General features: G+C 66.4%; 10 protein-coding genes. 6 read left to right on the top strand and 4 right to left on the bottom strand.

The genetic code is table 11. The features are described 5' to 3' along the window. The first annotated feature begins 265 nt into the window (after window positions 1-265). Window positions 266-1,645, top strand: a complete 1,380-nt coding sequence (locus tag IT780_RS33955; protein WP_199515926.1) for an NsdA family TPR-like regulatory protein — start codon at window positions 266-268, stop codon at window positions 1,643-1,645. Here IT780_RS33955 and IT780_RS33950 read toward each other — a convergent pair. Further along, entirely contained in the window at window positions 1,642-2,475 is an 834-nt protein-coding gene (locus IT780_RS33950; RefSeq protein WP_199515925.1) for an alpha/beta hydrolase, read from the bottom strand. The genes IT780_RS33955 and IT780_RS33950 overlap by 4 nt on opposite strands. A gap of 183 nt (window positions 2,476-2,658) precedes the next feature. Between IT780_RS33950 and IT780_RS33945 the strand changes: the two genes are divergently transcribed. Then, window positions 2,659-3,375: an HAD family hydrolase gene (locus IT780_RS33945; RefSeq protein ID WP_307831519.1), complete on the top strand. Its 717-nt coding sequence runs from the start codon at window positions 2,659-2,661 to the stop codon at window positions 3,373-3,375. Between the two features lie 7 nt (window positions 3,376-3,382). On the opposite strand, the gene IT780_RS33940 is transcribed toward IT780_RS33945, so the two are convergent. From IT780_RS33940 to IT780_RS33930, 3 genes are all read right to left on the bottom strand, one after another. Next, window positions 3,383-4,753 carry an NsdA family TPR-like regulatory protein gene (locus IT780_RS33940; protein WP_199515923.1) on the bottom strand — a complete coding sequence of 457 codons (1,371 nt, stop codon included), beginning with the start codon at window positions 4,751-4,753 and terminating at the stop codon, window positions 3,383-3,385. A gap of 191 nt (window positions 4,754-4,944) precedes the next feature. After that, window positions 4,945-5,202 carry a DUF397 domain-containing protein gene (locus tag IT780_RS33935; protein WP_372443865.1) on the bottom strand — a complete coding sequence of 86 codons (258 nt, stop codon included), beginning with the start codon at window positions 5,200-5,202 and terminating at the stop codon, window positions 4,945-4,947. Between the two features lie 2 nt (window positions 5,203-5,204). After that, window positions 5,205-6,092, bottom strand: a complete 888-nt coding sequence (locus tag IT780_RS33930) for a helix-turn-helix domain-containing protein (RefSeq protein WP_199515922.1) — start codon at window positions 6,090-6,092, stop codon at window positions 5,205-5,207. 767 nt (window positions 6,093-6,859) lie between these two features. On the opposite strand from IT780_RS33930, the gene IT780_RS33925 reads away from it, so the two are divergent. From IT780_RS33925 to IT780_RS33910, 4 genes are all read left to right on the top strand, one after another. Continuing rightward, window positions 6,860-7,162, top strand: coding sequence for a hypothetical protein (locus IT780_RS33925; protein ID WP_199515921.1), 303 nt, complete (start codon window positions 6,860-6,862; stop codon window positions 7,160-7,162). Further along, window positions 7,159-9,663, top strand: a complete 2,505-nt coding sequence (locus tag IT780_RS33920) for a nitrate- and nitrite sensing domain-containing protein (RefSeq protein ID WP_199515920.1) — start codon at window positions 7,159-7,161, stop codon at window positions 9,661-9,663. The genes IT780_RS33925 and IT780_RS33920 overlap by 4 nt, the downstream gene beginning before the upstream one ends. A gap of 33 nt (window positions 9,664-9,696) precedes the next feature. Further along, window positions 9,697-10,107 (top strand): roadblock/LC7 domain-containing protein, encoded by a 411-nt coding sequence (locus tag IT780_RS33915; protein WP_199515919.1) that lies wholly within the window; start codon window positions 9,697-9,699, stop codon window positions 10,105-10,107. Window positions 10,108-10,237: 130 nt separating this feature from the next. After that, entirely contained in the window at window positions 10,238-11,647 is a 1,410-nt protein-coding gene (locus tag IT780_RS33910; protein WP_307831518.1) for an ABC transporter substrate-binding protein, read from the top strand. Window positions 11,648-11,654 lie beyond the last annotated feature (7 nt).

Below are 11,654 nucleotides of genomic sequence, written 5' to 3'. Positions count from 1 at the left end.
CGGACGTAGTGGCGCAAACCGAGCGCGCCTTGGAGTCGAGGGGCCCGATGCGCTCGACTAACGAGTTCCTAGTAGCGGCTGTCCACGCAGCGGCAGGCCTGGGCGGTCGCGCCTGAGCACACGCGCTTTCATCCGCAGGTGCGCGGAGGTCTGACGTGATCTCACCACAGATGGCTGCCTACGCAACGAGGCTCCAGTTCCCGAATGATGGGAGAGGCCCCTACACTGAGACCATCTGTTCCCGCTTGGTGGTGATCCAGGAGCCATGACCTTGTCGCGCCGGCCTCCGAACGAACTATTCCGCGCCGCCCGGCTATGCCTCACATCAGCCGACGGCGAAGGACCGCTATCTCGGGAAGAGCTAGCCGACCGAGCCAACAAGATCATGGATCCGCGAGATTCCGACGGCCCGCTCACTGCCAACGACATCGGCAAGATCGAACGCGGGCTAGTGTCGTATCCGCGTAAGTACCGGCGCCAGGCCTTTCGCACTGTTCTCGGCGTTGACACCGATGCCGACATTGGCCTGATTAATCGCCGGACCAGGCCATCCGACGCGCCCTCAAGGAAGCCCATTTCATACTGGGATGACGTCGTTGGCCACCCGATTCCTGTTCTGCTCCCGTCGCAGACCGCGGACACGACATCACCCTTCACGCGGGGACGGGCTGAAGCGGCGATCACGAGCCTCGGTATGGCCGGTCCGGCACTGACCCTTGAGGACCTCGATCGAATTGATGCCGTGGCGGGCGATGCTCGTCGCTACCTCGACGAAACACTCGTCGCCTTCCTCGAACAGCAACTCGCCTGCTGCGCCGCCGACGACGGGCTTAGAGGCCCGCGGTACGCGCTCCCGCCCACACTTGGCATTTTGTCGATCATTCAACGTAATGCGGGGGTGGTGAGGTGGTCCGTGCGACGGCCGCTCCTGCGCGTCGGTGCCCGGGCAGCAGAGTTTGCCGGCTGGCTCTACCGCGACGCCGGGCATGCCTCAGCGGCGGACTACTGGCGTGACCGCGCGTCAGAATGGGCGATGGAAGCCGCCGATTTCGCGATGCCCGGCTACATCCTGATCAAAAAAAGCCAGGCCGCATGGGACGCCAGGGATGCGACTCGGATGCTCGGCCTCGCCGAAGCGGTTCAAGGTGGCCCATGGCGTCTGCCGGCTCGAATCATGGCCGAAGCCGTCCAGCAACAGGCCCGGGGCAAGGCCATGATGAAGTCAAATCGCCAAGATGTTGATGACACGCTCGAGAGGGCTCGTGAACTCCTCGAGGAGGGTTCGACGGACAAGAGTCCGCTCTCCGCGCACTACGACAAGGTGCTCTTCGAGGTCCAGAGGGCGATCTGCTACGGCGAGTCTGGACGGCCTGAGGAAGCCGCCGCCGTCTACGCGGAAATCCTCAAGCCAGCCGTATTCTCGACACGCGACTATGCCTACTTCTCTACACTGCACGCTCAAACTCTTGCAGCCGCCGAGCTTCCTGACGACGCAGCCGCCATGGGTACGTCCGCCGTGCACGATGCGCTAGCGGCGGGCTCGACTCGAACCGTTCGAGAGTTGTCGCGCCTCAGTGCGAGCCTTCGCCAATGGGAGCACCGGCCCGCCGTTGCCTCCTTCCAGAGGTTGATGCAAGCTGTCTAGGAAACCAGCCAATCGGCGATGTCTCGGATGGCTTCCCGCTGCCATTGCTGCGTCTGCGGATCAAGGTACTTCGGATCATCGTGCACAGCGATACCGTGCTGCGCGCCATCGATCTCGATCAGGCGACCCCCGGCCGGTATCTTGGCAACGTAATCCCGAGAGCTTTGCACTGGAATGAAAGTATCGCCCGTGCCATGCAGAACCAACGAGGGCCTGTCGATAAGCTCGAAAGCCTTGTCAGGTCGCAAATAGAAAACCTCATTGAGCAGCGGGCGGCCCAGCTTGAACGTCGGGGAATGCGGCAAGTAGCCATTCTCGCTCAACTCACGGGCAGCATCGCCGTTGATCTGATCGTCTGACCAGTATGGCTTGTCGTCGATAAAGCGCTTCTTATAATTAATCAAAGGATTGATCAACACCAACTTCGCGAGCCGGTCCGGATGATGCGCAGCGAAGTACGCACAGATCCCACCTCCGAAGCTAGCCCCAAGCAGGCTCACCGGAGTATCGTCGGCGAGCTCACGCACATGCCCCGTGGCCGCGCGGATGTCGTTGAGTACACCAGAAAGGGTTAGGTCTTCCTGCCGACCGTCACTCTCACCATGGCCACGAAGGTCGAACCTCAGCGACGCTATACCACGCTCGGCTAGGCCAGCCGCCAACCGCGTGAAGAACCCACCCTCCTCGCGGGTTACTCCGCCTCCGTGGACCAGCACGATGCTGGATGTCGGCGGCACCCGCGGTGAGTCATACGAACCTCGAAGGAGTAGTCCATCCGGGCTTCGGAAGCTAGTCCGCACGGTTCCGGCGGCACCGTCCTCGTCGCTCATCCCTACATCCTCCAGCCCAACAGCAAGGTCGGCCAGAGCCTACCGTCAACGATCCCGCCAAGAGATCAATGGTGCAGTAACCCCGTTATAGGCCACCCTCTCCGGCCAGTCGGTGCCGCAGCAGGCCGCCTCGCAGGGGTCGAGCACATGGCTACGGGAACTAGTACATGCCATGATGCGTCGGTGACCAATCCGAGGCCCGGGCTTGTAGTATGGGACGTCGACGGTACGTTGATTCCTGCGGATCTTCGGTGGATGCGGCGCGCTGTAGCCAGGACCTACGGTCTGGCAGAGTCGGCGGTAGTGTTTCCAACGGCGAAGGTGCACGGCTATACCGACGAGTCGATCGTAATCGACACAGCGGTCGCCTCCGGGATTGATGAGCAAGCCGCCGAAGCCGGCCTCATCCATTTCTCCGGTCACCTCGCCTCCGTCATGGAACAGGGACGTGAGGAACTCGCCCGCGACCAGCCGGCTTACCCGGGGGCGAAAGAGACGATCCGGTTGCTGCACGAGGCCGGCCTCGTTCAAACGGTGCTGACCGGGAACCTGCGTCCGGCGGCGGAGATGAAACTAGCCACGGCTGGCCTGGACAAGTACATCGACTGGAGGATCGGCGGCTTTGGCTCCGACGCTCGCGACCGGTTCGACCTGCCCGACGTCATCCGGCGCCGGTACGCCGACGTCCTTGGACATCCGCTGGACCCGGACACGACGGTGGTCATCGGGGACGCCGCGAACGACATCGCCTGTGCCCGGCATGCCGGCTTCCGCGTTATCGCCGTGACTCACCGAGTCACGCGCGAAGAGTTGGCCCAACACGATCCCGACGCGATCCTTGACCACTTGTCCGCGCCGGATGTCGTCGCGACGGTATCCCGGCTGATCGGGAAGGCCTGACGGCCTGTTAGGCAGCCCGACAGGCCGCCATCCGCTCGTCCAAGTCACGGATGAGGCGCTCGGAGTTCCACGGGTTGAGGCGTTCACGGGCCCGCTCGGCGCGATCGACGCCACGCTGGTTGCCAATGGCGACGAGCTTGCCGTACGCGTCGCCAAGGAGCGCGCATGACTTGTCCAGGTCCTCGGTCTGTGCGTACGCGCTGGCCAGGTCGACTTGAGCGGCCAGGCCGACGTTGACGTTGCTGCTGTCGGATGCGAAGTGTGAGACGGACCCTTCAAGCAGGTGGGCGGCCTTCTTCGGTTCGCCGAGGAAGAGCCGGCAGGTTCCTTCGTAGACTCCGAGCCGGGAGGCGTTCCAGTCGGAGAACAGACCGGATCGGTCGCGTTCGGTGATGCCGGCGGCCGCGGACCGGGCTCGCTCGAGGGCTTCGTCGCACTCGCGGGGTAGCTTGAGCACCGCGAAGATCTGGGCCTGTTCCGCGGCCAGCCGAGCCTGGGCGGCGGGACCGAGGGCGGTGGAGAGTGCCTGGGCCTCCTGCAGAAGGCGTAGTCCGTCGGCGATGTCTCCGGAGCGTCCGATCAGGGTCGCCGCGTCGGAGCGCAGGTTGCTCTCGAAGATCCGCGCTGTTGCGGCCAGGGCATGGTTGCCGAGGTCGTCGCCGAGCTGCCGGGCGCGGGCGCAATGGGCCAGCGCCATCGGCCGGTTGCCTTGGGCGCTCCACAGGCGGCTGGCGACGATGGAGGCTTCCGCCACCATCGCGCCGATATGGCTGCGCAGCGGGTCGTGCTCGGCTTGGCGAAACAGCGTGGCGAGGCAGTCACGGTGTGCCTCGACCAGGCTGAGCAGGACGGCTGGTGCGACTGCTTGGCGCTGGCTGGCCAGCAAGCGCGTCACGGTGAGGAAGCTGTTCCACTCCCCGCCCGGATAGTCGCCGAGGTCAGGGACCGGTGGCGAGGCCGGCGCGATGATCGGTTCATCCAGCGCCTGCTGTGTGGCACTGGCCGCGACGATCGGAAGCCCCGCGGGCAGCTGAGCCTCGTCTCGAACGGCGAGGTAGCCGACGACCCGCCAGCCGGCAGGCGGGGATGCGTCCGTCAGGGCCGGACTCGCTATGTCGGTGCTCACGGCGATAACCGCCGCTGGCTCAGCCGATGGCCTCGCCTCGATGGCCGCGGAGCGCGAGGGCAGCGGCACACTACTCCGCCATTTGTGCCGTTCGAACCCGATCTCGGCGTCGGTCTGTACGCCGCAGATGGTTCGCAGTGCCGACCTTCGGGGAGCACTGGGCCGGTCGACGACTCCGCGTTCGAGTTTGCCGATGTGGTTGGCGGACAGCAGGTAGGTCGGCGCGAGGTGTTCATTGGCGGCTTCGGCCATCGCCGCCTGTGTCCTGAATAGACGCTCGCGGTAGCCGCGGAGCAAGTTGTTGGGATTCTTTGGTGCCAACGTGGCCTCCTCGGTCCGTCGATGACCTGTACCACCATTTCACGTCGTCACCGCAGCTTAGGGGCGATGCGTACCCCGCGTTCCTGCACCGCGTACGCATCGCCTTCGACGTCGCCGCGTGGCTAACAGTCGAATTCGCCGTTCTTAGCGCCGCCTACGAACGCCGTAAATTCGGCGTCGGTGAACTTCAGAACCGGTCCGTTGGGGTTCTTGGAGTCGCGGACGTTCACGCCCCCGCCGTCGAGGAACATGACCTCGAGGCACTCGGCGCCACCGCCGGACCGGCTGGACTTGAACCACCGTCCGAGCGGTGGCCACATAGCGTCGTCGTCCGGACGGGCGCCCTTGAAGGTTCCGTGCGCGTGACTTGTGGTGTCCATGTTCATCTCCTACTCAGAAAAGCCTCAGCTGCTTCGGTAAGGCGTTCGATAGATTCGGCCGGGCTCAAGGCTGCTTCGCGCAGCTCGGACGCGAGACCGGTGAAGACGGTCAGTTTGTCCTTGTCGTTTGCGTCGTGACTCTGATAGAGATGGTCCTCTACGTTGGTGTCGACCAACGTAATGTCGAGCGCTTCCGGGTCGGTGAACGCGTACTGCGTGAATGCGGTGCGCGCTTGCGCGTGTTCATTCGACACAGCCTCGAAGGGAAGGATGCGAACGGCAACCGAGCGTTTATTGAGGACAGCACCGATGATGTGTTCGATTTGCTCGTGCATGACATCGGGGGGTGCCGATCTGCGACGAAGAACCCCCTCATCGATAACGACTTCGAAGTGTGGGGAATCGGCGCCGTCGAGGATAGCCTGCCGTTTCTCGCGGGCTTCCAGCATCCGCGCTTTGGAGAAGCGGCGCGAATTCGCCGACCGATCCGCGACCGCCCGCACGGCGGCGAAGTTCCGGGTCTGAAGAAGTCCCGGCATTAGGAACGGCTGGAACTGGAAGATACTACGGGCACCCTGCTCGATGGCGGCGGCAAGGGCCTGGCGGGGGCCCATCTCGTCGTCGAAGCGCTCCCACCAGCCAGGTTCGGCTGACCCGGCCGCAAGTCTCATAACATTATCGAACTGATTTGCCTGAACGTCGAGATGCGCCAAGAGCTGGCGGATAACCTCCGGATCCACCCGCTGTTTAGCCGTCTCAATGTGGCTAATCTTCTGGCGCTGAATCCGCGACATGCTGGACAGATCCTCCGTCTTTAGGCCGGCCTGCTGCCGCAGGTCGAGCATACGTTCAGCGAGGACCAGCCTGTACACGTAAGGACTGATTGCCATGACGACACCTCCGATGATCAGCCTGGCGTGTACCTCTCCAAATTTTTAGCAGACCACGGCCCCCCACGAGTAGCCACCTCGCAGACGACGATCTTCACCTGACCAGGCATTCGAGTAAGTTGCCGCAGGTCAGAGGCCAAAACTCCCCTTACCATTCCCTTTTATATTCCCCCTAGATTCCCCCCTTTATGACCTTCCCACCCCGTTCGCGATACGTGATCGTGGAGCCACACGAGCGCACAAAGTCGGCAAGGACACACTTCTCCGGCCGCTGCTTTCTGGCTAGACCATGTACCTCGCCATTCCTTAGCTGCTCCGGGGCGGGCGTGCTTCTCATCGCCGCCCGCCTCGGAGACATAGCCACAACGACGAGAACTTCCTGCACGTCGACCCGGCACAACGTCGACCGCGACCCGAGCCGAAAGAGGAGAAGCCGATGCACCCGACGCAGCCAGCCGATCAGCTTCCCCTTCACGACGTGCAGGTCCCTGGTGGTGTGCCGGCCTGGAGAGCCCCCGTGACCGGCCGGCCCCCCACCACAGCAGGGGGGCGTGGCCGGTCTGCGCGCCCAGGTGGGGCCGGGCCGGGGGGGTGGGCGGGCCGGTCCCCCCCCCGTCCCGGCCCGCCACACCACCTCAGCTTGGCGTCGTCCCCTTTCTCCTCGCGACGAGAGACCTTCACTCATGCCCCCTTCCCGATCGGCGAGCGTCCTCTCGAGTCCGGCGCGCGTTTACGACCGGCCTCGGTGGAACGCCGGGCAGCAGCTGATGGCCGATCATCTGCCCGTGCCGGCAGACGTGAGCCGCTGTCAGAATCCCCGCTGCACGGGCCGGGTTTACCCGTGCACGCTGGCGCGAACAGCTGCGCGGCTGGCCCTGGCGAGCCAGATGCAGTTCCACAAGCGGATGACGGCGCTGACCGGCGCCCTCACCTGCTCCGTGCCGCCGCCCTCCTACCTCAGCTCAATCGTCGGCCTCGACGCCGACCGCGCCGAACGGTGGCACGTACCGGCTGCGGCAAGCACCTGTAAGGTCGTGGAACCCGCGCTGGCCACGGCGGCAGTCGCATGACCGCGGCCCCGGAAATCTCCCCGCCGGCCGGGAGTAAGCGGCGCTGGCTTCGCCTGGCCGACCGTCGGATCCGCACGAAGCTGACATTGCTCGTCGGCCTTCCTGTGGTGCTGGTTCTGCTGCTGGCCGGATATACCGCCTCGACGAGCTTGTCGGCCACCGCGCAGACGGGTACCGCCCGGCAGCTGGTCGACGTAGGCACTGCCGGCGCCGGGCTGACCGGGCAGCTGCAGCAGGAACGAGCCGCGGCCGCGTTGCTACTCACCCGGCACAGCCCGGCGAAGGCCGCCGACGCGTACCGGCAGCAGAACACCGCGACCGACCATGCCCTCGCCGTGTACTCGGCTGCCCAGGACGGCCTTGACTACTCCAATGGCCTCGCGGCGCCGTTGCGGCGGCTCAACGACCAGCTGGCGGCATTGCCGCTGCTGCGCCAAGACGTCCGCAGCGGTAACGACGCGACCGAGAGTTCGGTCGTCTTCCGCTACAGCGCGCTGATCTCCGCGCTGCTGGGATTTGGGCAGTCGCTGAGCCAGGCCGACATCGACGCCGACACCGCCGACCAGCTACGCGCCGTCTCGACGCTGTCGCAGGGCATTGAGGCGCTGGGCACCTTGCAGGTTAGTGTGGTCCCGGCGATCGCCGCCGATACGTTGACCCCGGCCGCGCAGCAGCAGGTCATCGCGGCAGACGCGGCGTTCGCCAGTAGCCAGGAGAGCTTCCGGCAGCTGGCCCCGGCGTCCTGGCAAGTGCTGATCACCTCGCAGCCCGGCAGCAAGCAGATCCTGACCGGTGAACGGCTGCACTCCACTGTCGTACGGACCGACGCCAACACCGGCCTCGAGCTCGGCGTGAGCCCTGCCGGCTGGGTCGCCGCGATGACCGCGCGCATGCGGCAGCTGCACCAGGTCGAAGGCCAGTTCCTCGCCGAGGACCTCGCAGCGGTCACCGTCCAGCGCGACCAGCAGCGCCGCAACACCGTCGTGCTCGGCCTCATCGTGCTGGTGAGCTTGCTCGGGGTCGGAGCGATCGGCTGGTGGGTGACCCGGTCGATGACCGCGCCGCTGGCCCGGCTGGCCGCAGAGGCCACCGAGGTCGCCCAGCGGGTGCTGCCGCGGATGGAAAGTCAGCTCAACAAACGCGGGGTCACCCGTCAGGAACTGGACGAGGCGCTCGAAGCTGCATCGCGGCCGCTGCCGGTGCCCGGCAACGACGAGATCGGCCAGGTCATCGCCGCGTTCAACGACGCCCGCGGCTCAGCCGCCCGCGTCGCCGCCGGGCAGGCGGAGTTCCGCGAGATCGTCGCCGCCGCGTTCAAGACGCAGGCATACGAGCAGGGCACCCGCATCGACGCCATCACCTCGACACTGGATCGCCGCGAACGCGAGGACTTCGACAATCCCCAACGGCTCGACCACTGGTACGAGCTCGACCAGCTCGTCACCACACTGCTGCGCAGCGTCGGCACCATGCAGCTGTTCTCCGGCGGCCGCGTCGGACAGCCCCGCAGCGAGCCGCTACGGCTGCCGGACGTCGTGACGGCGGCCGTCAGCCGGGTCGAGGAGTACCAGCGGGTCGAACAGCACCGCATTCCCCTCGAAGTGATGATCGACGGAGACCTGGTCGACGAACTGATCCACCTGCTGGTCGAACTGCTGACCAACGCCATCCGCATGTCGCAAGGCCCCGTTGAGGTCACCGCGAAACCCACCCGCGAGTGGCTTTACATGGAGATCCGCGATCACGGCCTCGGCCTGAACGAGCAGCAACAACGCGAGATGCAGCAGCGCATCGACCACTTCATCCTCGACGAGTTCACCGCCCGGCACTACGGCTTGGCCGCTGTCGGGTTGATCGCCGCACGACGCGGCATCAAGGTCGAACTGGACTCGCTGGCCAAAGACGGCACCAGCGTCAACATTGCCGTGCCGGCAGGCTCGTTCTGGCATCAGCCGTTCCTGTTGGCGCCGATGGACGAGCGACCCGCGCCGACTCAAATGTTGCCCGCCCGCCCGGTCACGCCAGCACCTCCCGCCATGCCTGCACCAGCGGCCATCGACGCGCGGCCCCTGGACACGAGGGCGCTGACCGCGGTCGCCGGCCAGCCATCGGCCGCGGACGCGCTGGATGCCACCGTCGTGCTGCCGGCGCTGACGGGGGTCCGCGCCGGAATGCCTCAGGGCCCGCAAGCCGGGCGGCCGTTGCCGATCTACGAAACCGTCGCCGCCAGCCACCTCCTGTTCGACCCGCACGCCAGCGTCGAGCACGTGGTGCAGTCGGTCACCGTCGACTGGGTCCGCGCCGAGCCTGACCAGCCGCACCCCCAACAGGAACTGCTTACCGCCAGCGGTCTGCCGGTCCGGGTGCCGGGGCGCTTGACCCCGGCCGAGCCGGTCCCGGTCGCACCCCCGGCGGTGCCCCGCCCACGTGACGCCCGCGCGGGCCGGGCCCAGTGGTCCTCGTTCGGTAAGAGCGGCGCAGCGTTCGTCAGGTCCCGCTGACCCTCGTCCACCCCTTTCACAGATTGGCTGCTCATGACGGCTCCGACCGCACCTGCCTTCGGGTTGCGACCCGATCTGTCCTTCCTGCTCGACCAGTTCGAGGCCCGCAACCGTGGCGCCGTGCGCACGGTCGCGGTGTCGGCCGACGGCATGTTGCTGTGCGCCAGCCCGTCGGTCGACAGCCAGCCGCAGGCCGAAACCCTGGCCGCGATCTGCTCCGGCATGACCTCGCTGGTCGTCGGCCTGGCCAAGCAGCTGGGCGCCGGACCGGAAGCCGACATCGGCATCGTCATGGACATCGGCTCCACCATGATCGCCGGCCCGTTCGGCAACGCCTATCTGATGACCCTCGCCCCGCCGAACGCCGACATGGGCGCCATCAACGAGGCGCTGCTCAAACTCGGCGAATCCGTCCTCGTCCAGCTCAGCCCCACCACGCGCTGACGATCTCGACGCCGACCGGCGACCACCGGATCCCTCCATCCGGTCCGGAACCCGCCGCGACCTATTTCGCCCGGGCGCTGTACCCGGCCCGAGCGTCACCACCCCTCACGCACGCTAAGCAAGGAGAACCGTGACCACCCGAAACCTGCGCCGACAGCCCACCGGCCGAGCTGTCCGCCTAGCAAGGACCATCGCCGCCACGACCGGCGTGCTGATGCTGACGGCCGCGGCCGGCTGCGCCGGCTCCAGCCTCGACACCACCGCCAACGACACGGCGTCCGGCGACACCATCACCGTCGGGCTGATCCTGCCCAAGACCGGCCCGTACCAATCGCTCGGCGACGACATGACCGAAGCGTGGGACCTCTACCTGGAACTGCACGGCGGTAAGCTCGGCGGCCACACCATCGTCACCAAAACCGCCGACGAGGGCACCGACGAGGCCACCGCCCGCAAATCGGCCCTCAAGCTGCTCGACCAGGACCACGCCACGGTACTGGTCGGCTCCGCGTCCGCGGTCCCGTCCGCTGTGATCGCCCCGCTCGCCGCCACGCGGCACGTGCCGTTCATCGGCACCGGCGGCCGCCCGTCGGACAAGGTGATACCCGACGTCAGCTACGTGTGGCACACCTCGTGGCAGTCCCGCGAGACCGGCGCCGCTATCGCCCCCTACCTGGCAAGGACCATCAAAGGCAGCGTGTACGCGATCGGACCGGCGTACACCGGCGGCTACGACCAGCTGGGCGGCTTCACCGACGCGTTCGTCAAGGCCGGCGGGAAACTGGCCAACCCCGAAGGCGGCAACGCCCCCGGCGGCAACGCGTTCGCCGAAACGCCGTTCCCCGGCACCAAGGACTACAAGCCGTACCTGAACAAGGTCCGGGCCTCCGGCGCGAAGGCGGTCTACACGTTCTACGCGGGCGCGGACGCGATCCAGTTCGTCAAGGACTACCGCGACGCCGGCCTGTCCGACGTCCCGCTGTACGCGGCCGGGTTCCTCACCGAGGGCGACGCACTGGAGTCCGAAGGCGCGAACGCGGACGGCATCTTCACCGTCCTGAACTACTCACCGACCATCTCGAACCAGGCCAACGCCGAACTGGTCCAGGACTTCCAGAAGAAGTTCAACAAGACCCCCACCTTGTACAACGTGACCGCATGGGACGCCGCGCAGGTCCTTGACCTGGCCATCGCCACAGCCTCCGCCACGCCCGCCGGCAGCCCCTCGTCGGCACCCGCCACCAGTCCTTCATCGGCGGGCGCCAGCCTGGCCGCGAGCAACCCTGCCTCGGCAGGCCCCACCGCGAACGGCAACGGCAGCCCCTCCACCAGCACCTCGGCAGGGACGGTACCGCCGGTCACCGGGCAGGCCATCAACACCGCCATCGCCGGACTCGGGCAGATCAACAGCCCACGCGGCGCGTTCCGGCTCGACCCGGCCAGCCACGCCCCCATCCAGCCGTTCTACCTGCGCAAAGTCCAGTCCGACGGCCGCTCGCGCAGCAACGCGGTCATCGCCACCCTCATCCCCGCGAACTAAAAGGATC

The organism is Nucisporomicrobium flavum (assembly GCF_016464385.1).
GTDB lineage: Bacteria > Actinomycetota > Actinomycetes > Mycobacteriales > Micromonosporaceae > Actinoplanes > Actinoplanes flavus_A.
The sequence above is the reverse complement of the archived record's forward strand: the minus strand, read 5'-3'. Positions and strand labels throughout refer to the sequence as shown.

What these genes read in the sequence shown, in the direction of transcription:
- IT780_RS33915 (WP_199515919.1), top strand. Translation starts at nt 9,697, where the DNA reads ATGACGGCTCCGACCGCACCTGCCTTCGGGTTGCGACCCGATCTGTCC.
- IT780_RS33955 (WP_199515926.1), top strand. Translation starts at nt 266, where the DNA reads ATGACCTTGTCGCGCCGGCCTCCGAACGAACTATTCCGCGCCGCCCGG.
- IT780_RS33925 (WP_199515921.1), top strand. Translation starts at nt 6,860, where the DNA reads ATGGCCGATCATCTGCCCGTGCCGGCAGACGTGAGCCGCTGTCAGAAT.
- IT780_RS33920 (WP_199515920.1), top strand. Translation starts at nt 7,159, where the DNA reads ATGACCGCGGCCCCGGAAATCTCCCCGCCGGCCGGGAGTAAGCGGCGC.
- IT780_RS33935 (WP_372443865.1), bottom strand. Translation starts at nt 5,202, where the DNA reads ATGGACACCACAAGTCACGCGCACGGAACCTTCAAGGGCGCCCGTCCG.
- IT780_RS33940 (WP_199515923.1), bottom strand. Translation starts at nt 4,753, where the DNA reads ATGGCCGAAGCCGCCAATGAACACCTCGCGCCGACCTACCTGCTGTCC.
- IT780_RS33950 (WP_199515925.1), bottom strand. Translation starts at nt 2,475, where the DNA reads ATGAGCGACGAGGACGGTGCCGCCGGAACCGTGCGGACTAGCTTCCGA.
- IT780_RS33930 (WP_199515922.1), bottom strand. Translation starts at nt 6,092, where the DNA reads ATGGCAATCAGTCCTTACGTGTACAGGCTGGTCCTCGCTGAACGTATG.